The organism is Rhodococcus ruber NBRC 15591 (assembly GCF_001894945.1).
Lineage (GTDB): Bacteria > Actinomycetota > Actinomycetes > Mycobacteriales > Mycobacteriaceae > Rhodococcus > Rhodococcus ruber.
On record NZ_BCXE01000035.1, the window covers coordinates 113,615 to 133,501 of the forward strand.

The window sequence follows — 19,887 nt, forward strand, 5'->3', positions numbered from 1 at the left end:
CGGGCCACTTCGCCCGCAGTGGCAGGATCGGGACCCATGACCACGGCCGAACCCCGACCCCGCAACCACCTCCACCACGACCTGCCGCAGGCCGAGGCGCTGATCGACCTCGACGCCGTGGCCGAGAACGTGCGGCGGCTGCAGGAGTTCGCCGGGGAGGCGGCGGTGATGGCCGTCGTCAAGGCCGACGCATACAACCACGGTGCCGTCCCGGTCGCGCGGGCCGCCGTGGCCGCCGGGGCGCGCGAGCTGGGGGTGACGACCCTGACCGAGGCACTCGAACTGCGTCGCGCCGGGATCGACGTGCCCGTGTTGTCCTGGCTGCACACCGTCGACGCCGATTTCGCACCCGCGATCACCGCCGGCGTCGAGTTGGGGGTTTCGTCGACCCGGCATCTCGCGTCGATCGTTGCCGCAGCTCGGGAAACGGGCGTGACCGCGGTGCTCACCGCGAAGATCGACACCGGACTCAACCGCAACGGCGTGGCACGCGACGAATGGCCGGAATTTCTGCAGGACCTGGGCCGGGCCCGCGCCGAGGGCGCGATCCGGCTGCGCGGCGCCTTTTCCCATCTCGCACACGCGGACGAACTCGGTCACCCCGAGATCGACTGCCAGCGGGACCGGTTGCGCGAGGCCGTCGCGGATCTGAGCCGCCACGGCATGAGACCCGAGGTGGTGCACCTGTCGAACTCGGCAGCCACTGTCACGCGTCCTGACCTGCGTTTTGACATGGTCAGACCGGGTATAGCGATGTACGGGTTGTCCCCGATCCCCGAGGTCGGGGACTTCGGGTTCCGGCCCGCAATGACGTTGCGAACGAGGGTGGCGCTGGTGAAGAAGGTGCGTGCAGGGTCCGGGGTGTCGTACGGGCATCGCTGGGTGGCGCCCGTCGACACCACCGTGGCCCTGTTGCCGATGGGCTACGCCGACGGAATCCGGCGCAATCTCAGCGGCCGCTTCGAGGTGCAGCTCGGCGGACGTCGCCGCCCTCAGCTCGGCCGCGTGTGCATGGACCAGGTCGTGGTCGATCTCGGACCGGACGGGGACGGAGTAAAAGAAGGCGATACCGCGTTCTTCTTCGGTGACGGTCGTCACGGCGAGCCTGTCGCGCAGGAGTGGGCAGACCTGCTGGACACCATCAATTACGAGGTGGTCACCGGCGTGGGCGGGCGCACCGTCCGCACCTACGTCGGTGGCGGAGGAGGCGAGCGGCGATGACGCTGTTGGGCAGTCTGGGACTGTTGGGTGCGAGCCTGGCCACGCTCGGCTCGAACGCGGGACTGTACGCGGTGCGCACCGCGGGCCTGCCCGCGCACGAGATCTACGGCGAGGAAGACTTCGATGCGATGCTCGCGCTGCCCAAGCGCACCGTCCGCACCGAGGACGGCGTCGAACTCGCCGTGCGCGAGGTCGGCTCGGCTCTGGCGCCGCTGACGATCGTGTTCGTGCACGGGTACTGCCTGCGCATGCAGTCCTGGCACCTGCAGATGCGGCACCTGCAGGAGCGCTGGGGCAAGGACGTGCGGATGGTGTTCTACGATCAGCGCGGCCACGGGGAGTCCGGCGCGCCGAGGTCGAAGTCCTGCACCATCGCCCAACTCGGCCGCGATCTGGGGACGGTCATCGACACGGTCGCCCCCACCGGCCCGGTGGTCGTGGTCGGGCACTCGATGGGCGGAATGACGACCATCGCGCTGGCTGCGCAGCGCCCGGAACTGTTCGACCAACGCATCGTCGGCGTCGGACTGCTCGCCACCACCGCGGCCGGCCTGACCAAGACCGGCATCGGCCGCAACCTCGAGAACCCGGTGATCGACGGATTCCGGCACCTGGCCCGCACCGCGCCGGGCTTCGTGCAGTACACCCGCGGTGCCGCCAAGGCGATCATCGCGCCGATCCTGCGCGCGGCGTCCTACGGGACCGTGGTCAGCCCGAAGCTCGTCGAATTCTCCGACCGGATGCTGGCGGAAACCTCGGTGCTGACCATCGTGAACTTCCTGCGCACCCTGGAACTGCACGACGAGTCCGCGGCCCTGCCGGTGCTGGGTCGGGTGCCCGCCCTCGTGCTGTGCGGGGACGCCGACATGATCATCCCGTTCTCCGGCTCCGAGGAACTCGCGGCGGCACTCCCGGACGTCGAGCTCAAGCGGGTCCGCGGCGCCGGGCACCTGGTGCAACTCGAATTCCCCGAGGTCGTCGTCGGTGCGCTCGACCGGCTGATCCAACGCGGGTTCGCCCACGACGCCGGCAGGAGGCGCGCCGCAATTGGGTGACGATCTCGCCGCCGGCACGCACACCGAGCGCAGCGCCGAGCTGCCCACGGTCGAGGACACCGAGGCACTGGGCCGGCGCCTGGCAGAACAGCTGCACGCCGGCGATCTCGTAGTGCTGGACGGACCGCTCGGCGCCGGGAAGACCGCCCTGACCCGTGGCATCGCGGCAGGCCTCGGGGTGCAGGGCCGGGTCACCTCGCCCACCTTCGTCATCGCCCGCGAGCATCGCCCCGGCGGTCGCACCGAGGGCGAACCCGTGGGCATGATCCACGTCGACGCCTACCGCCTCGGGGACGGACCGAACGCCCTCGACGAACTTGACGCTCTCGACCTCGACACCGACCTGACCGCCGCCGTGGTCGTCGTGGAATGGGGTGAGGGACTGGTCGAGGCGCTCACCGAACGGCACCTGCGGGTGCGGCTGCGCCGCGAACCGGACTCGGACGTGCGCACCGCCACCTGGTCCTGGGTGGGGTGACCGCCGCGCTCGGCGGTACTCTGGATACTCGTGCTCGTTCTCGCCGTGGATACCGCCACCCCCGCCGTCACCGCAGGTCTCGTCCGGGTGGACGACCGCGGTGAACCAGGGACCGCCGGCATCGAGACGCTGGCCGTGCGGGTCACGGACGATCCACGCGCCCATGCCGAGGTACTGACCCCGCAGATCCTCGAGTGTCTGTCGTCCACCGGGCGCACGCCGGCCGATCTCGACGCCGTCGTCGTCGGTGTCGGCCCGGGGCCGTTCACCGGGTTGCGCGTGGGCATGGCGACCGCCGCTGCCTTCGGCGACGCCCTCGACGTGCCGGTGTACGGCGTGTGCAGTCTCGACGCGATCGCGGCCGACGTCCTGGGTGCGGACGCCGACGGTACGGGGCCGGGAGCCGGCGAGAGTGCCGGTGATCTTCTCGTCGTCACCGACGCTCGTCGCCGCGAGGTGTACTGGGCGCGGTACTCCGGCGGCGTCCGCCTCGAGGGGCCGGGGGTGTGCAGGCCGGCGGATCTGAAGGCGGAGCCGTCGCAGCGGATCGCGGGATCCCGCCCGCACGTCGACCTGTTCGAGCTGCCCGCGCATTCGGTGGCCACACCCTCCCCGGCAGGGCTGGTCGCCGTGGCCGTCGCGGACCTGCTCGCCGGGGTGGAGCCCGAGCCCCTGGTGCCCCTGTACCTGCGCCGCCCGGACGCGGTGGAGACGGCGGACCGGAAGAAGAAATGACCACCCACGACCCTCGTCCCCTCGTCGACGCGCTGCAGCCGTCCGACGTCGCCCGGTGCGCTGAGCTGGAACGGATCCTGTTCCCCGGTGACGACCCGTGGAGCGCCGACGCGTTCCGTGCCGAGCTGGCGGCACCGCAGAACCACTACGTCGCCGCCCGGGACGAGGAAGGCCGGCTCATCGGCTACGCCGGTCTCGCGCGTCTCGGCACCGCGGTTCATCCGGAATCGGAGGTCCACACCATCGGGGTGGACCCACGACAGCGGCGCCGCGGCGTCGGTGGCGCGTTGCTCGCCGAGCTGTTGCGGACGGCCGACGCCTGGGGCGGTCCCGTGTTCCTCGAGGTGCGCACCGACAACGACGCAGCGATCGCGCTGTACCGCCGGGAGGGTTTCGAGATCGTCGGGACGAGGAAGCGGTACTACCAGCCGAGCGGGGCCGACGCGTACACCATGTGCCGGCCGGACCGGCGGAAGGAGTCACAGTCGTGATCGTGATGGGGATCGAGAGTTCCTGCGACGAGACGGGCGTGGGCATCGTCCGGTGGGTCGGCGACGGCACGCTCGACCTGCTCGCCGACGAGGTGGCCTCGAGCGTCGACGAACACGCCCGCTTCGGTGGCGTCGTCCCGGAGATCGCGTCCCGCGCGCACCTCGAGGCGATCGTTCCGACCATGCGACGGGCGCTGGCTGCCGCCGGTGTCACCAAGCCCGACGCCGTGTGCGTGACGATCGGGCCCGGTCTCGCCGGCGCACTGCTCGTCGGTGTCGCGGCAGCCAAGGCGTATGCGGCGGCGTGGGACGTGCCGTTCTACGCGATCAACCATCTCGGTGGGCACGTCGCCGTGGACACCATCGAACACGGACCGATGCCACCGTGCGTGGCGCTGCTGGTCTCCGGCGGGCACACCCACCTGCTGCACGTCGAGGATCTCGGCCGTCAGCCGATCGTCGAGCTGGGCACGACGGTCGACGACGCGGCCGGCGAGGCGTTCGACAAGGTCGCCCGGCTGCTCGGACTCGGTTTCCCGGGCGGTCCCGCGCTGGACCGGGCCGCACAGAACGGTGACCGCACCGCGGTGGTGTTCCCGCGGGGGATGACGGGGCCGCGCGACGCCCGGCACGACTTCTCCTTCTCCGGGCTCAAGACGGCTGTCGCGCGGTTCGTCGAGGCGCGCGAGCGCTCCGGCGAGCCGGTCCCGCTCGAGGACGTGGCGGCCGGTTTCCAGGAAGCGGTCGCCGACGTGCTGACGATGAAGGCGGTGCGGGCCGCGCAGGACGTGGGCGTGGACACGCTGGTCCTCGGCGGTGGAGCCACTGCCAATTCCCGCCTGCGTGAGCTCGCCGAGGAGCGCTGCGCGGCCGCCGGGATCGCGCTGCGGGTGCCGCGGCCGCGCCTGTGCACCGACAACGGGGTGATGATCGCCGCGCTGGGAGCGCATCTGATCGCCGGGGGCGCCCAGCCCTCCGCGCTCACCGTCGGCACCGATCCCGGCCTGCCGGTCGAGATCGCCCAGGTGCCTGCCTGACCCGACGCTGCGGGGATCGGCGGGCGCGATCAGGCGGCCGGTGACGGTTCGATGAGAGGCGGTGACGTGCTCGTCGCCTCCTCCGCCGGGGCCGCGGTCGAGGAGGTCTCGGTCGTCGTCTCGGGTGGTGCGAACTCGGACGGCGGCGCGGACGTCGTCGAGCTCGGTGTCGTGCTCTCGGACGGCGTCGTGCCGGGCAGCGTCGGCAGCGGGACGGTCGGCAGCGGAACGCTCGGGAGGGTTCCCGGCAACTGCCACGGCCGGTCGGTGCCGGGGACGTCCGCAGGCGACTCGGGCCGCTCGCTCGTCGTCGATTCCGGTGTGCTGGGCGGCGTGGTCGTCGCCGGCGTGGTCGTCGACGACTCGGGCACGGTGGGAGTGGGATAGGGCACCGGCGTGTCCGTGCGTGCGTAGCCGTTGTCGGCAGCTGTCGTGGTGACGGCGGCGTGGGGATCCTCGGAGGGGATCTGCGTGTGTCCGGTGTCGGGGACGGCCGCCGCCGGCTGGGTCGTGGCCTGGCCGCTGGTCCCGGCGGGGGACACGGCGGTGTCGTCGGACGCGATCTGGTCGGTCGCATAGCCCGCGACGAGCGCACCGATCACGAGCGCCCCGGCGAGGGCACCGGAGACCTTGCCGCCGGGGGTGCCCGCCGTCGGGGTCGAGGCACCTACCGACGGATAGGAGGACAGTCGTGACGACGCGGCGAGCAGCGCGGCGCCGTGGGCCGCGGCGGTGGCCGGTTCCGGCACCACCGCGACGGGGCCGGCGAAGGCCGAGGTCACGGCGTCGGCCAGAGCCGGCATCGCCGCTGCGCCGCCCACGAGCGCCAGCATCTGCGGCCGCGGTTCGGTGTGGCAGACCCGCCGGGTGAACGTCGCCGCGGTGTCGCTGAGATCGGCCACCATCTCGTCGAGTTCCGTGCGGGTCAGGGGCACCGCCGGTCCGGCGTCACCGAGTTCGATCCGGGTCGTGGACGCCTCTCCGAGGGCCTCGAGTGCACCCTGACAGCGCACCGTCAGCAGGGCGGGGTCGATCGGGATGCGGCCACGGGTACGGCCGATCCGGCGGCGCACGTGGTCGTAGACGCGGGCACGGACGGCTCCGCCCCCCACGTCCCCGGTCCGGGCCGAGCGCAGCATCGACCCGGACCGTCGGTCGACGACGGAGACGGTGAATCCCGACGCCCCCAGGTCGGCGACGGCGAGGGTGTCGGCGGTGTCGACGAGCCCGGTGCTGTTCAGGTAGGCGAGCACGGCCGTCGTCTCCGGAACCAGATGGACGATGTGGCCGTCGCGCACCGACGCGGAGCGGATCGCCTCCGCGTGCTCGGAGGTTCGATAGGCCACCGCCACCGCGTCGGGGACGGCGTGTCCGTCGATCTGGGTGCTCATGAGGGAGAGGGCATCGATGACGAGGTCGCCCAGGTCGCCGGCGGTCTCGGGATCGGCGGCGAGAAATCGGTACTCGGTGGTGTGCTCTCCCGGCCCCTCGACGACGAGGGCCGAGCCCACTCCGGAAGCGCCGGTGGAAATTCCCAGCGACGTGCGCATAGTTCCCCTCCCGTGCGTGACCGGCGGACAGGGACGCGGTCGAGCCGCAAAGTCACCGAATGGTCACGCGTTCGGTCTCCGTTATCCGAACGTAACAGACGGGGGTGTGCGGGCGCGCGCCGAAAACCGCCGATCTCGGCCCGCCCGGCGGCGCGGCGGCGCGGCGTCCCTGTTCCGCCACGCGCGCCCGACGTCGGTGCCGGGCGCGGGTGGTTCGTCCGTTCGGCCGCTGTCGTCCCAGCTCGGAGCCGTACTCTCGGAGGGCGGCGCGAGTGGAGCGTCGTGGGCACGGGTGCCGAACGGACGTCATCTCGGCAGGGGATCACCCGCAGCTCGGCTCCGGGTACGAATGGTCACAGTTCGGTCTCCTCGGTTGCGGACGCGACGGGCACGTGCGGGGGTCGACGGCCCGCGGTGGGTCCGGAGCCCGACGAACGGGGTGCACTCGTGCGGAGGTCGCCCGGGTGGGGGCCCGCTCGTCGCGGTCGTGGTGCGTCCGAGGCGACACGAGCTCATTCAGCACCCTCTGCCCTTGAGCGCTGGCACTCGCGTGTATAGAGTGCTAGTCGACGCCGAGCGTGTTCCGGCACCCGCGACGACGGGACTGCGCGCGGAGTCACCGTGGTGACTGAACAAACCCTGTCCGAGGACGACAAGAGTCCTCGGACCATCGAACCCCTGAAAGTGGAGGGCTCATCGTGGCGAGCGTGAACATCAAGCCGCTCGAGGACAAGATCCTCGTCCAGGCCAACGAGGCCGAGACGACGACTGCCTCCGGCCTCGTCATCCCGGATACGGCGAAGGAGAAGCCCCAGGAGGGCACCGTCGTCGCCGTCGGCCCCGGCCGCTGGGACGACGAGGGTGAGAAGCGCATCCCCCTCGATGTCAAGGAAGGCGACGTCGTCATCTACAGCAAGTACGGCGGAACCGAGATCAAGTACGCCGGCCAGGAGTACCTGATCCTGTCGGCTCGCGACGTGCTGGCCGTCGTCGCCAAGTAAACCGCACGCATTCCGCCCCGGAGTTCCGTCTCGGACCCGGGGCGGAATCCGTTCCGGATCCTTCGTTCCAGGAGTAGTCGGAGAACATGTCCAAGCAAATCGAGTTCAACGAGACCGCGCGGCGGGCACTCGAGCGTGGCGTCGATCAGCTCGCCGACGCCGTCAAGGTCACCCTCGGCCCGCGTGGTCGGCACGTGGTGCTCGCCAAGGCGTTCGGCGGTCCGACCGTCACCAACGACGGCGTCAGCATCGCCCGGGAGATCGAGCTGGAGGACCCGTTCGAGAACCTCGGCGCCCAGCTGGTCAAGAGCGTTGCCACCAAGACCAACGACGTCGCCGGTGACGGCACCACCACCGCCACGGTGCTCGCCCAGGCCATCATCAAGGCCGGCCTGAAGAACGTCGCGGCCGGCGCCAATCCCATTGCGCTCGGCAGCGGCATCGGCCGGGCCGCCGAGAAGGTGTCGGAGGCACTCCTCGCCGCCGCCACCCCGGTCGAGGGCAAGGAAGCCATCGCCCAGGTCGCCACCGTCTCCTCGCGCGACGAGGAGATCGGCAACATGGTCGGCGAGGCCCTGAGCACCGTCGGCAAGGACGGTGTCGTCACCGTCGAGGAGTCCTCGACGCTCCAGACCGAGCTCGTCGTCACCGAGGGCGTCCAGTTCGACAAGGGCTTCCTGTCGCCCTACTTCATCACCGACATCGACGCACAGCAGGCGGTGCTCGAGGATGCCGTCATCCTCCTCTACCGCGACAAGATCGGCTCCCTGCCCGATTTCCTGCCGCTGCTCGAGAAGATCGCCGAGAACGGCAAGCCCGTCCTGATCATCGCGGAGGACGTCGAGGGGGAGGTGCTCTCCACCCTCGTGGTCAACTCCATCCGCAAGACCCTCAAGGCCGTCGCGGTCAAGGCGCCGTTCTTCGGTGACCGCCGCAAGGCGTTCCTCGACGACCTCGCCGTCGTCACCGCCGGCACCGTCATCAACTCCGACGTCGGGTTGACCCTGAAGGATGCCGGTCTCGACCTGCTCGGTTCGGCCCGCCGGGTGGTGGTCACCAAGGACAGCACCACGATCGTGGACGGTGCCGGTACGCAACAGGACATCGAGAACCGCGTCGCGCAGCTGCGTCGCGAGATCGAGGCCACCGATTCCGACTGGGACCGGGAGAAGCTCGAGGAGCGGCTCGCGAAGCTCTCCGGCGGCGTCGCGGTGATCAAGGTGGGTGCAGCCACCGAGACCGACCTCAAGGAGCGCAAGTTCCGTGTCGAGGACGCTGTCAACGCCGCCAAGGCCGCGGTCGAAGAGGGCATCGTGCCCGGTGGTGGTTCGGCGCTCGTGCAGGCCGCCCGGGAGCTGGACGCGCTCGAGAACTCGCTCTCGGGTGACGAGGCCACGGGTGTCGCCGTGCTGCGCGCCGCGCTCGCGGCCCCGCTGTACTGGATCGCCGCTAACGCCGGCCTCGACGGGTCGGTCGTGGTGAACAAGGTGTCCGAGGCCCCCGCCGGGTCCGGGTTCAACGCAGCCACCCTCACCTACGGTGACCTGCTCGCCGACGGTGTCGTGGATCCGGTCAAGGTGACCCGGTCCGCGGTCGTCAACGCGTCCTCGGTGGCGCGGATGGTGCTGACCACGGAGAGCGCCGTCGTCGACAAGCCGGAGGAGGCGCCCGAGGCCGGTCACGGCCACGGTCACGCTCACTAGCGAGCCGGGTGCCCGGCCGCGGAGTCGGCCGGGTACCCGGGAACTGCGAAGCCCCGCACGGAACAATCCGTGCGGGGCTTCGTCGTCTCGTGGTGTCGTCCGGCGGGCCGGTCAGACCGCGATCCGCCGTCGTCGGTGCCGCGCGTACATCTCCCGTTCGGTCTCGGACATGCCGCCCCAGATGCCGTACGGCTCGGACACCGCCAGAGCGTGCTCCCGGCACTGCACGAGCACCGGGCACTGCCGGCACATCTCCTTGGCCCGGCTCTCGCGCTGCGCCCTGGCCCGGCCGCGCTCACCGTCCGGGTGGAAGAACATCGAGGAGTCCACCCCACGACACAGTCCGTGCATCTGCCAATCCCAGACGTCCGCGTTCGGTCCGGGCAAGTGGTGTGGTGCAGGCATGGGTACTCCTTTGCAGCGTGCTCGCCCGAGGCGAGCGGACCGTGGGCGGAAGGTCTTTCCCCCCAAAGCAGTTGTTCAGGCTTCGTAACCGTAAAGGTGGCGAGGAAATGGAGTCAACACTTTCGCGGAGTGGCAATTTCCATATCCCGATCTGCGAGAATTAACCGCCGAAATATTTACATCGTGGCTGATCCGTGATTGTGTCCTGAGGGTGTGCGCCTCCACGGTGCGTGCCGTCCTCCGGTTCCCGGAATGGCCCCGATCAGGGACTATAGGCCCTGCGCTGGGTGCCGGAAGGCATCCGTCCGGTTCGCCGGGGCCGAAAATTGCCACGGCGTGCGCATCTTTCGTACCGACACCGTGTCTGTAATTAACAAAACGTAAACCGGATGTTCAACCGGCCGAAGCACGGAAGTAATTGATGCGCCGTCGGTGCATATTTCTCGGAATGCACTCCACCTCCCCGCCGGACGGAGGCGAAGGGGTGCGATCATGGCCTCGTGCCCGTCACCGCCCTGCCGTCCGACACGTCCACGCTCGCCTCGGCGGCATTCGGTGCCCGGCCGGACCTGTTCCCTCTCCCGCCCGGCGGGGATCGCGTCGCGTCGTGGCACCGGGCCGTCGCCCTGGGCGGTCAGGGTCGCTACGCCGCCGCCCGCGCGGAGCTGACCCGGCTCCGCCGCGCCACGGGTCCGGACGGAGCGCTCGCGTCCCTGGCGGCGAGCACCGAGGCGTCGCTGCTGCGTCAGCTCGGCCGGCACCGCGAGGCCGCCGTCCTCGACGGACGGGCGGCCGCGGCGCTCGCCGACGCCCCGCGGTATTCCTCGTGGACCGTCGAGGCTCGGTGCGACGCCCTCACGGGGCTGGCGGCGGACGCGCTCGGGTGCGGCCGGATCCGGCCGGCCGTCCGGCTGCTGGACCGTTGCGCTGCCGCTCTCGACGCCGCCGAAGGCGTGCACGGCGCGGTGTTCCGGCGCCAGCGTGTGCGCCTGCACTGGGTCTGCGCGGAGACTGCCCTGGCTTCCGGGGACTTCGCCACCGCCCGTCGGCGTTCGGCTGCGGCCGCGGCCGAGGCCGAACGCAGCGGCTCGGTCCGGCACCTGGTCAAATCCGATCTGCTGCGGGCCGCCTCGTGGACCGGGGAGTCCGATCTCACGCCCGCCCGGGACCTGTGCCTCGACGTACTCGACCGTAGTACCGCGCTCGGTCTGGTCCCGCTGCGCTGGGCGGCCGCGATGCTGTGGGACGGGCTCGGGGGCGGGGAGGCGGCTCGGCGCGTGCGCGACGAGTCGGCGGCACTCGTCGTCCGGCGCGGTGGGAGATTCGCAACGATCCGGGTCTAGAAGCCATCCGTGCGTCCGTTCCGTCCGGTCGTGTCGCTAGTCTGGGGATGTTCCACTGCAAGTGGAAGCACACCCGGCCGGGGGGTCGTGTCACTTTGTAACGCCAGGACTTGCGCAATCGATGACTGTCATGGGTGAGGAGTTGGACTCCGCTGTCGCTGCGGCTGCGCAGGGAGATCGGACGGCCCTCGCTCAGGTTCTGAGAACCATCCGGCCCTTGGTCGTCCGGTACTGCCGGGCACGGGTCGGAGCCGCGGAGCGTGGCCAGCTCTCCGCGGACGACGTAGCGCAGGAGGTGTGCCTGGCCGTGATGACGGCGTTGCCGCGGTATCAGGACCAGGGACGCCCCTTCATGGCATTCGTGTACGGGATCGCGGCACACAAGGTCGCCGACGCGCACCGCAGCGCCGCCCGCAACCGGGCGGATCCGGTCGCGGAGGTACCCGAGTCGATGTCGCTGGACGACAGTCCGGAGGAGCAGGCGCTCAATGCGGAGACGAGCCGGCAGATGAAGCAGCTGCTGGGCACGCTTCCGGAGAAGCAGCGGGAGATCTTGGTCCTGCGGCTCGTGGTGGGCCTGTCCGCGGAAGAAACGGCAGCAGCGGTGGGAAGTACGGCAGGGGCCATTCGAGTGGCGCAGCACCGTGCCATCGCCCGACTGAAGAAGGAAGTGACGAGAGCAGGTGAGAGAAATGGGTAGGAAGCACGGCGCGGATGACGATTTCTTCGCCGATCTCGCCGACGACGGCACCCCCGTGGACATTGCGGCCGTGCGCCGTGACGACGCCCTCATCGACGCGATCTCCGGGGACGGACCGGTGCCCACCGAGACGACCGAGGAATACGAGCTCGCCACCCTTCTTGCGGGCTGGCGTGCCGAGATCCTGGCCGATCCGCTTCCTTCCGAGCCGGATCTCGACGAGATCGTCGCCGCGGTCAACCGGGAGATCGGTGCCCGCGACGCACTCGCCGAGCGCCGCTCCCGCGCCCGCACCCAGCTCCGCCTGATCCGGCCCATCGCCGGCGCCGCCGCCCTGATCGCCATCGCCGTCGGTGGTGCGACCGCCGTGTCCTACCAGGCCGAACCCGGCGACCCGCTGTGGAGTGTCAAGCAGGTCGTCTTCAGTGAGCAGGCCGAGTCGACGGTCGCCCGGATCGACACCGCCTCCACGCTGCAGGAGGCCGAGCAGCGGCTCGCCGTCGGCGACACGGAAGGCGCGCAGGAACTGATCCAGTCGGCGCAGCAGCGGTCCGGATCGGTCACCGACGCCGGCCAGCGGGACCAGCTGGGTGACTGGGTGCAGCGGCTCACCACCGAGTTGAGCAAGCTCCTTCCGCCCCCGCCTCCGCCCGTGCTGCCCGCGCCCCCGGTCCAGTCGACGCAGGTGATTCCCGCGCCGGTGCCGACCACTCCGACGACCCCGTCGACCGTGGACCCCACCATCGCCGGTACGACACCCGGTACGGGAACGGTGCCCCCGGCGACGTCCACCGAGGCACCCGGCGTCGATCTGGTGCCGCCGTCGTCGCAGCCGGCACCCAGTCCGGAACCGTCCCCCGTCACTCCGCCCCCGTCCACCGGACCGACGAGCCCACCGGTGACGCCGGAGCCCACCACCGCGCCGACCGCTGCGCCGACCACGACCCCGTCGGCGTCGGCACCGGCGCCGTCCACCTCGCTGGAGCAGCAGTCGATCAGCCAGACGATCACCGCGGTGCCCGCACCTTCGGAGTACACGGTGCCCGCACCTTCGGAGTACACGGTGCCCGCACCTTCGGAGTAGACGTGACGAGAAGGGCCCGCCGGACGTGTGTCCCGGCGGGCCCTTCCCGTGGTGCGGAGGCTTCTTCTGGTGCGGAGGCTTCTTCTAGGAGTCGAGGCCGTACGGGTCGACCGGTAGCGCCTCGTTCATCGACGCATCCGCGTAGCCGCGGCAGTAGTCCCATGTCACATAGGCATCGGGGGAGGGATCGTAGGCCGGCTCGTGCGGCCGGACCGTACCGTCGACAAGCAACTGCAGCAGGTTCGCCCGCAGCATGTCCCAGTCGTGGTAGTGATCCTGATGGCAGTCCTCGCAGCACACCACCAGGCCGCGGACGCCGCGCGGCGACAGCAGCGCTTCGTACACCGCGAGGTCGGCAAGATCCTCCTCGACGGCCAGCCGCTCGGCAGGGTCGAGCGGCTGACCCGGCTCGATGGCGTCCAGTGCGGCGGACGGATCGTCGGGATCTCCAGCGAATGGGTCCGGTGGCAGACCGGGAGGCAACTGATCACGCACGACTCCACGGTACGCAGTCCGACGGGGTCCGCGCCAGCCGTCACACCGTGGACTTCCCGCGGACCTTCGTGTACGCGTGCGGATGCGCGTGTGTGCCGGTCCCGGTGAACCGATACGATAGTTCACGAGCAGGGCATCGTTGTTCGGAGCGTCCGGGGAACGGTGCGCACCGCTCGCACCATTGTCTTTCACGACATTGTGTTCCGTAATCACCGATGCCGGGCCGGGGGCCACCCGCCCGCACCGTATCGACGCGTCATGGAGGGTCCGAACCGCATGAGGAGTACCGGAGGGCACGTGCATACCGGCGGTGACGACCCGGACAAGGTCGCCATGCTGGGTCTGACCTTCGACGACGTGCTGCTGCTGCCGGCCGCGTCGGACGTCATCCCGAGCCAGGTGGACACGTCGAGCCAGCTGACCCGGGACATCCGTCTCCGGGTTCCGCTGGTCAGTTCCGCGATGGACACCGTCACCGAGTCGCGCATGGCCATCGCGATGGCCCGCGCCGGGGGTATGGGCGTCCTGCACCGCAATCTGTCCGCCGAGGCGCAGGCCGCGCAGGTCGAGACCGTGAAGCGGTCCGAGGCGGGCATGGTCACCGACCCGGTCACCTGCAAGCCGACCGCCACCCTCGCCGAGGTCGACGCCATGTGTGCGCGCTTCCGCATCTCGGGGCTGCCCGTCACCGACGACGAGGGCCAGCTCGTCGGCATCATCACCAACCGGGACATGCGGTTCGAGGTCGACCAGAACCGCCCGGTCGCGGAGGTCATGACCAAGGCGCCGCTGGTGACCGCCCAGGAGGGTGTCACCGCCGAAGCCGCCCTCGGGTTGCTGCGCCGTCACAAGATCGAGAAGCTGCCGATCGTCGACGGGCAGGGTCGCCTGACCGGACTGATCACCGTCAAGGACTTCGTCAAGACCGAGCAGCACCCCGACGCCACCAAGGACCGCGACGGTCGCCTGCTCGTCGGTGCCGCGGTCGGCGTGGGCGACGACGCGTGGTCCCGGGCCATGACCCTGGCGGACGCCGGGGTGGACGTGTTCGTGGTCGACAGCGCCCACGGTCACTCCGCGGGTGTTCTCGGGATGATCGCCAAGCTCAAGGCCGAGGTCGGCGATCGGGTCCAGATCATCGGCGGCAACGTCGCGACCCGGGCGGGTGCCGCAGCGCTCATCGAGGCCGGTGTGGACGCCGTGAAGGTCGGCGTGGGTCCCGGCTCCATCTGCACCACCCGCGTCATCGCGGGCGTCGGCGCGCCGCAGATCACCGCCATCCTCGAGGCCGTCGCCGCCGCCAAGCCCGCGGGCGTCCCGGTCATCGCCGACGGCGGCCTGCAGTTCTCCGGCGACGTCGCCAAGGCGCTCGCCGCCGGCGCCTCCACGGCCATGCTCGGCTCCCTGCTGGCCGGCACGGCCGAATCGCCGGGTGAGTTGATCCTCGTCAACGGCAAGCAGTTCAAGAGCTACCGCGGCATGGGTTCGCTCGGCGCGATGCAGAGCCGGGGCGCGGGCAAGTCGTACTCGAAGGACCGTTACTTCCAGGACGACGTGCTCTCCGAGGACAAGCTGGTGCCCGAGGGCATCGAAGGTCGTGTGCCGTTCCGTGGTCCGCTGCAGCAGGTCACGCACCAGCTGATCGGCGGCCTGCGGGCAGCGATGGGCTACGCCGGTGCCGCCACCATCGAACAACTGCAGGAGGCGCAGTTCGTGCAGATCACGGCGGCGGGTCTGAAGGAGAGCCATCCCCACGACATCACGATCACGGCCGAAGCGCCGAACTACGTGGTTCGGTAGAGCAGTGGTTCGGTAGAGCAAGAGTCCGCGATCGGCCCCCGCCGGAGTGTCCGGTGGGGGCATCTACCTGAGAAGAAAGGGACGCGCGTGCGCGACCTGGTTGAAATCGGCATGGGGCGAACCGCCCGACGCACCTACGAGCTGGACGACATCAACATCGTGCCGTCCCGCCGGACGCGCTCCTCGAAGGAGGTGTCGACGGCTTGGCAGCTCGACGCGTACCGATTCGACATCCCGCTGCTCGCCCATCCCACCGACGCGCTGGTCTCGCCGTCCTTCGCGGTGCAACTGGGCAAGGCCGGTGGCCTCGGCGTCATCAACGGTGAGGGCCTGTGGGGCCGGCACGCCGATGTCGATGCCGAGATCGAACGCCTCGTCGGCATCGCCGAGTCCGACCCGGACCCGGCAGCGGCGATCGCGCACCTGCAGAAGCTCCACGCGGCCCCGCTGCAGCCCGATTTACTCGCTGCCGCGATCGCGCAGGTGCGCGATGCCGGCGTGACCACGGCCGTGCGGGTCAGCCCGCAGAATGCGCGGGCGCTGACTCCGCACCTGGTGAAGGCCGGCCTCGACCTGCTGGTCATCCACGGGACCATCATCTCCGCGGAGCACGTGGCGCACGGTGAGAGCGAGCCGCTGAACCTCAAGACGTTCATCTCCGAGCTGGACGTGCCGGTCGTCGCGGGTGGTGTGAGCGATCACCGCACCGCGCTGCACCTGATGCGTACCGGAGCGGCGGGCGTCGTCGTCGGCTACGGCTCGACAGCGGGCGCCACCACCACCAGCGAGGTACTGGGCATCGGAGTGCCCATGGCGACGGCGATCGCCGACGCGGCCGCCGCCCGTCGCGACTACCTGGACGAAACCGGTGGCCGGTACGTCCACGTCATCGCCGACGGCGACATCGAGACCTCGGGCGACCTGGCCAAGGCCATCGCCTGCGGTGCCGACGCCGCCGTGCTCGGTGCCCCCCTCGCGGTATCGGCCGAGGCCCCGGGCCGGGGCTGGTACTGGCCGTCGGCGAGTGCGCATCCGTCCGTGCCGCGCGGCGCGCTGCTGCAGGTCGCCTACGACGAGCGCCCGAGCCTGGACCGCGTGCTCACCGGTCCGTCCGACGATCCGTTCGGCTCGCTGAACCTGGTCGGCGGTCTGCGCCGTGCGATGGCGAAGTCGGGTTACTCGGACCTCAAGGAGTTCCAGAAGGTCGGCCTGACCGTCCGCGCCTGACCCGCCGCTACCCCCTTACCCGCTGTGGCCGAATGTCACATCGCGTCGATCGATCGACGCGATGTGACATTCGGCCACAGCCGTTTCCAGCCCTCACCTGCGGTTTATGGAACTCATGGTTACAGTTAGGGCACCCTTGTGGCAATGGTCACAGCAAGCCCGTGCATACTGGTGAGTAACAACCAGCTTCATGGAGGTGTTTCGGTGGGTGAGCAGCGCGCGACGGACTACGACGTCCTCATCGTCGGATCGGGGTTCGGTGGAAGTGTGACGGCCCTGCGGCTCGTGGAGAAGGGGTACAGGGTCGGCATCCTCGAAGCGGGCCGGCGCTTCGCCGACGCCGACTTCGCGAAGACCAGCTGGGATCTCAAGCGATTCCTGTGGGCACCCAAGCTGGGGTGCTTCGGTATCCAGCGGATCCATCTGCTGCACGACGTCCTCATCCTCGCCGGAGCCGGCGTCGGCGGTGGCTCCCTCAACTACGCCAACACCCTCTACAAGCCGCCGGCTCCGTTCTTCGAAGACGGCCAGTGGGCACACATCACCGACTGGAACGACGAGCTCAGCCCCTTCTACGACCAGGCACGTCGCATGCTCGGCGTGGTGCAGAACCCGCACATGACCCCCGCGGACGAGATCGTCAAGTCCGTCGCCGCGGACATGGGCGTGGGCGACACCTTCATCCAGACCCCGGTGGGGGTGTACTTCGGGGAGCCCGGGCGTACCGTCGCCGACCCGTACTTCGGCGGTGTCGGCCCCGACCGCACGGGCTGCATCGAATGCGGCGAGTGCATGACCGGATGCCGGCACGGCGCCAAGAACACACTGCTGAAGAACTATCTCGGGCTCGCCGAACGGGCCGGCGCCGAGATCGTCCCCCTCACCACGGTCACCGGCCTGCGCCAGGCCCCCGACGGCACGTGGGACGTCGACACCGAGCGCACCGGCGCGTGGAAGCGGAAGAACCGTCGTACCTACACGGCCGGGCACGTCGTCCTCGCCGCCGGCACGTGGGGCACCCAGCATCTCCTGCACCACCTCAAGGACACCGGCGCCCTGCCGGAACTGTCCGACCGGCTGGGTCATCTGACCCGCACCAACTCCGAGTCGATCGTCGGCGCCGGGAAGATGAGCGTCGACCCGGACCTCGACCTCACCCGCGGTGTGGCGATCACGTCGTCGTTCCATCCCACTGCCGACACCCACATCGAGCCGGTCCGCTACGGCAAGGGTTCGAACGCGATGGGTCTGCTGCAGACGTTGATGACCGACGGCGGCGGCCGCACCCCACGCTGGCTGAAGTTCCTCGGCCAGGTGGTGAAGAACCCGGTCCAGATGGCCCGGATGCTCAGCGTCAAGGACTGGAGCGAGCGCACCATCATCGCCCTGGTCATGCAGAACCTGGACAACTCGATCGTCACCTACACCAAGAAGGGCTTGTTCGGTCGCCGCAAGGTCACCAGCCGGCAGGGCCACGGGCACCCCAACCCGACGTGGATTCCCGTCGGCAACGAGGCCACCCGCCGGATCGCCGAGAAGATCGACGGCGTCCCGGGCGGCACCTGGGGGGAGATCTTCAACGTCCCGCTCACCGCGCACTTCCTCGGTGGCTGCGTGATCGGCACCGATCCCGAGCACGGCGTCATCGACCCGTACCACCGCGTGTACGGATACCCGACGCTGAGCGTCGTGGACGGGGCCGCCGTCTCGGCCAACCTCGGGGTCAATCCGTCGCTGACCATCGCGGCGCAGGCCGAGCGCGCGGCGGCGCTGTGGCCGAACAAGGGGGAGCAGGACCTGCGTCCCGGCCAGGGGGAGGGCTACCGCCGGCTGGACCCGATCGCCCCGAACAAGCCGGTCGTGCCGGCGGGCGCTCCGGGCGCGCTGTCGCTGCCGATCGTCGAGGTTCGCACCGGGTCCGCGTCCGGCGTCGCCTGACCCGAACCGCCGTTCGTTGGACGAGGACCGGACCTCTAGACTGTTCGGGTGTCGCAAACCCAGCAGTCCAGGCCGGTCCTCGTCGTCGACTTCGGAGCCCAGTACGCGCAGCTGATCGCCCGCCGCGTCCGCGAAGCCAAGGTCTACTCCGAGGTCGTGCCGCACACCACGCCGGTGGAGGAGATCGCGGCCCGCGACCCGCTCGCCGTGGTGCTCTCCGGCGGCCCCTCCAGCGTCTACGCCGAGGGCGCACCGCAACTCGACCCGAAACTGTTCGACCTGGACGTCCCGGTGTTCGGCATCTGCTACGGCTTCCAGGCCATGGCCCAGGCGCTCGGCGGCACCGTCGCACACACCGGCAACCGCGAGTACGGGCGCACCGAGATGTCCGTCACCGGGGGTGTCCTGCACGACGGACTGCCCGCGACGCAGCCCGTGTGGATGAGCCACGGCGACGGAGTCACCGCCGCGCCGGACGGCTTCGAGGTGACCGCCAGCAGTCCCGGCGCGCCCGTGGCCGCGTTCGAGGACCGCGCGCGCCGGCTCGCCGGCGTGCAGTACCACCCCGAGGTCCTGCATTCCCCGCACGGCCAGCAGGTGCTCAGCCGCTTCCTGCACGACATCGCCGGTATCCCCGCCGCCTGGACGGCCGCGAACATCGCCGAGGCCCTGATCGAACAGATCCGCGAGCAGGTCGGTGACGGGCGCGCCATCTGCGGCCTGTCCGGCGGGGTCGACTCCGCGGTCGCCGCAGCCCTGGTGCAGCGCGCCATCGGCGACCGGCTGACGTGTGTGTTCGTCGACCACGGCCTGATGCGCGAGGGCGAACGACAGCAGGTCGAGAAGGACTTCGTCGCCGCGACCGGGGCGAGGCTCGTCACCGTGGACGCCGCCGACACGTTCCTGCGGGAACTGGCCGGCGTGACGGATCCGGAGACCAAGCGCAAGATCATCGGCCGCGAGTTCATCCGCAGCTTCGAAGGTGCCGTCTCGGAGGTGCTCGGAGAGAACGCCGCCCACGGCGACACCGTCGAGTTCCTGGTGCAGGGCACCCTGTACCCGGACGTCGTCGAGTCCGGTGGCGGCACCGGCACCGCGAACATCAAGAGCCACCACAACGTCGGTGGCCTGCCCGAGGATCTGCAGTTCGCGCTGGTCGAGCCGCTGCGGCTGCTGTTCAAGGACGAGGTGCGGGCAGTCGGGCGCGAACTCGGCCTGCCGGAGGAGATCGTCGGCCGCCAGCCCTTCCCCGGCCCGGGCCTGGGCATCCGCATCATCGGCGAGGTCACCCGCGAACGGCTCGCGATCCTGCGTCGCGCCGACTCCATCGCCCGGGAGGAGCTCACGGCCGCCGGTCTCGACAAGCAGATCTGGCAGTGCCCGGTGGTGCTGCTCGCCGACGTGCGGAGCGTGGGCGTCCAGGGCGACGGCCGTACCTACGGCCACCCGATCGTGCTGCGCCCGGTCTCCAGCGAGGACGCGATGACCGCGGACTGGACCCGCCTGCCGTACGAGGCCCTCGAGCGCATCTCCACCCGCATCACCAACGAGGTGCCCGACGTCAACCGCGTCGTCCTCGACGTCACGAGCAAGCCGCCGGGCACCATCGAGTGGGAGTGAGACG

At 70.3% G+C, this 19,887-nt stretch carries 18 protein-coding genes; 15 read left to right on the forward strand and 3 right to left on the reverse strand.

Annotated features, from left to right (window positions below; genetic code table 11):
• Window positions 1-36 precede the first annotated feature (36 nt).
• Genes alr through tsaD form a run of 6 tightly spaced genes read left to right on the forward strand, consistent with a single transcriptional unit; the run spans window position 37 to window position 5,017 of the window.
• On the forward strand, window positions 37-1,221 hold the full coding sequence (alr, locus tag RR3_RS21180; protein WP_010595575.1) for an alanine racemase: 1,185 nt from the start codon (window positions 37-39) through the stop codon (window positions 1,219-1,221).
• Complete coding sequence (locus RR3_RS21185; protein ID WP_010595574.1) at window positions 1,218-2,276, forward strand: alpha/beta fold hydrolase; 1,059 nt, start codon at window positions 1,218-1,220, stop codon at window positions 2,274-2,276. Before alr ends, RR3_RS21185 begins: the two co-directional genes overlap by 4 nt.
• The gene (gene tsaE / locus RR3_RS21190) at window positions 2,269-2,754 is read left to right on the forward strand and encodes a tRNA (adenosine(37)-N6)-threonylcarbamoyltransferase complex ATPase subunit type 1 TsaE (RefSeq protein ID WP_010595573.1); all 486 of its coding nucleotides are present in this window, start codon (window positions 2,269-2,271) and stop codon (window positions 2,752-2,754) included. The genes RR3_RS21185 and tsaE overlap by 8 nt, the downstream gene beginning before the upstream one ends.
• Window positions 2,755-2,784: 30 nt before the next feature.
• Window positions 2,785-3,489: a tRNA (adenosine(37)-N6)-threonylcarbamoyltransferase complex dimerization subunit type 1 TsaB gene (gene tsaB, locus RR3_RS21195; RefSeq protein ID WP_017679650.1), complete on the forward strand. Its 705-nt coding sequence runs from the start codon at window positions 2,785-2,787 to the stop codon at window positions 3,487-3,489.
• A complete protein-coding gene (gene rimI / locus RR3_RS21200; protein WP_010595571.1) occupies window positions 3,486-3,980 on the forward strand; it encodes a ribosomal protein S18-alanine N-acetyltransferase in 495 nt (164 codons plus the stop codon). The genes tsaB and rimI overlap by 4 nt, the downstream gene beginning before the upstream one ends.
• The gene (gene tsaD, locus RR3_RS21205; RefSeq protein ID WP_010595570.1) at window positions 3,977-5,017 is read left to right on the forward strand and encodes a tRNA (adenosine(37)-N6)-threonylcarbamoyltransferase complex transferase subunit TsaD; all 1,041 of its coding nucleotides are present in this window, start codon (window positions 3,977-3,979) and stop codon (window positions 5,015-5,017) included. The genes rimI and tsaD overlap by 4 nt, the downstream gene beginning before the upstream one ends.
• 29 nt (window positions 5,018-5,046) lie before the next feature.
• Here the strand turns inward: tsaD and RR3_RS21210 are convergent, their stop codons facing one another.
• Window positions 5,047-6,567, reverse strand: coding sequence for an Hsp70 family protein (locus RR3_RS21210; RefSeq protein WP_225223063.1), 1,521 nt, complete (start codon window positions 6,565-6,567; stop codon window positions 5,047-5,049).
• A 698-nt stretch (window positions 6,568-7,265) separates the two neighbouring features.
• Between RR3_RS21210 and groES the strand changes: the two genes are divergently transcribed.
• Window positions 7,266-7,568: a co-chaperone GroES gene (groES, locus tag RR3_RS21215; protein WP_003938034.1), complete on the forward strand. Its 303-nt coding sequence runs from the start codon at window positions 7,266-7,268 to the stop codon at window positions 7,566-7,568.
• Between the two features lie 86 nt (window positions 7,569-7,654).
• Window positions 7,655-9,271: a chaperonin GroEL gene (gene groL, locus RR3_RS21220; protein ID WP_010595568.1), complete on the forward strand. Its 1,617-nt coding sequence runs from the start codon at window positions 7,655-7,657 to the stop codon at window positions 9,269-9,271.
• A 111-nt stretch (window positions 9,272-9,382) separates the two neighbouring features.
• Here groL and RR3_RS21225 read toward each other — a convergent pair whose 3' ends face one another.
• Complete coding sequence (locus tag RR3_RS21225) at window positions 9,383-9,676, reverse strand: WhiB family transcriptional regulator (RefSeq protein WP_010595567.1); 294 nt, start codon at window positions 9,674-9,676, stop codon at window positions 9,383-9,385.
• A gap of 500 nt (window positions 9,677-10,176) precedes the next feature.
• Here RR3_RS21225 and RR3_RS21230 point away from each other — a divergent pair, with 500 nt between their 5' ends.
• The 3 genes from RR3_RS21230 (at window position 10,177) to RR3_RS21240 (ending at window position 12,803) form a co-directional block, all read left to right on the forward strand.
• The gene (locus RR3_RS21230; protein ID WP_010595566.1) at window positions 10,177-11,019 is read left to right on the forward strand and encodes a hypothetical protein; all 843 of its coding nucleotides are present in this window, start codon (window positions 10,177-10,179) and stop codon (window positions 11,017-11,019) included.
• Window positions 11,020-11,140: 121 nt separating this feature from the next.
• Window positions 11,141-11,719: a sigma-70 family RNA polymerase sigma factor gene (locus tag RR3_RS21235; RefSeq protein WP_010595565.1), complete on the forward strand. Its 579-nt coding sequence runs from the start codon at window positions 11,141-11,143 to the stop codon at window positions 11,717-11,719.
• Window positions 11,712-12,803 (forward strand): anti-sigma-D factor RsdA, encoded by a 1,092-nt coding sequence (locus tag RR3_RS21240; protein ID WP_064066062.1) that lies wholly within the window; start codon window positions 11,712-11,714, stop codon window positions 12,801-12,803. The genes RR3_RS21235 and RR3_RS21240 overlap by 8 nt, the downstream gene beginning before the upstream one ends.
• Window positions 12,804-12,887: 84 nt before the next feature.
• On the opposite strand, the gene RR3_RS21245 is transcribed toward RR3_RS21240, so the two are convergent.
• Window positions 12,888-13,298, reverse strand: a complete 411-nt coding sequence (locus RR3_RS21245) for a DUF5319 domain-containing protein (protein ID WP_003938028.1) — start codon at window positions 13,296-13,298, stop codon at window positions 12,888-12,890.
• 276 nt (window positions 13,299-13,574) lie between these two features.
• Here RR3_RS21245 and guaB point away from each other — a divergent pair, with 276 nt between their 5' ends.
• From guaB to guaA, 4 genes are all read left to right on the forward strand, one after another.
• Entirely contained in the window at window positions 13,575-15,098 is a 1,524-nt protein-coding gene (guaB, locus tag RR3_RS21250) for an IMP dehydrogenase (protein ID WP_029540128.1), read from the forward strand.
• Between the two features lie 87 nt (window positions 15,099-15,185).
• A complete protein-coding gene (locus RR3_RS21255) occupies window positions 15,186-16,325 on the forward strand; it encodes a GuaB3 family IMP dehydrogenase-related protein (protein ID WP_010595561.1) in 1,140 nt (379 codons plus the stop codon).
• Window positions 16,326-16,529: 204 nt separating this feature from the next.
• Window positions 16,530-18,263, forward strand: coding sequence for a GMC oxidoreductase (locus RR3_RS21260; RefSeq protein WP_017679645.1), 1,734 nt, complete (start codon window positions 16,530-16,532; stop codon window positions 18,261-18,263).
• A 48-nt stretch (window positions 18,264-18,311) separates the two neighbouring features.
• Complete coding sequence (gene guaA, locus RR3_RS21265) at window positions 18,312-19,883, forward strand: glutamine-hydrolyzing GMP synthase (protein ID WP_010595559.1); 1,572 nt, start codon at window positions 18,312-18,314, stop codon at window positions 19,881-19,883.
• Window positions 19,884-19,887: the final 4 nt, after the last annotated feature.

What these genes read in the sequence shown, in the direction of transcription:
- RR3_RS21225 (WP_010595567.1), bottom strand. Translation starts at nt 9,676, where the DNA reads ATGCCTGCACCACACCACTTGCCCGGACCGAACGCGGACGTCTGGGAT.
- alr (WP_010595575.1), top strand. Translation starts at nt 37, where the DNA reads ATGACCACGGCCGAACCCCGACCCCGCAACCACCTCCACCACGACCTG.
- RR3_RS21240 (WP_064066062.1), top strand. Translation starts at nt 11,712, where the DNA reads ATGGGTAGGAAGCACGGCGCGGATGACGATTTCTTCGCCGATCTCGCC.
- groL (WP_010595568.1), top strand. Translation starts at nt 7,655, where the DNA reads ATGTCCAAGCAAATCGAGTTCAACGAGACCGCGCGGCGGGCACTCGAG.
- RR3_RS21210 (WP_225223063.1), bottom strand. Translation starts at nt 6,567, where the DNA reads ATGCGCACGTCGCTGGGAATTTCCACCGGCGCTTCCGGAGTGGGCTCG.
- guaB (WP_029540128.1), top strand. Translation starts at nt 13,575, where the DNA reads ATGAGGAGTACCGGAGGGCACGTGCATACCGGCGGTGACGACCCGGAC.
- RR3_RS21235 (WP_010595565.1), top strand. Translation starts at nt 11,141, where the DNA reads ATGACTGTCATGGGTGAGGAGTTGGACTCCGCTGTCGCTGCGGCTGCG.
- RR3_RS21185 (WP_010595574.1), top strand. Translation starts at nt 1,218, where the DNA reads ATGACGCTGTTGGGCAGTCTGGGACTGTTGGGTGCGAGCCTGGCCACG.
- rimI (WP_010595571.1), top strand. Translation starts at nt 3,486, where the DNA reads ATGACCACCCACGACCCTCGTCCCCTCGTCGACGCGCTGCAGCCGTCC.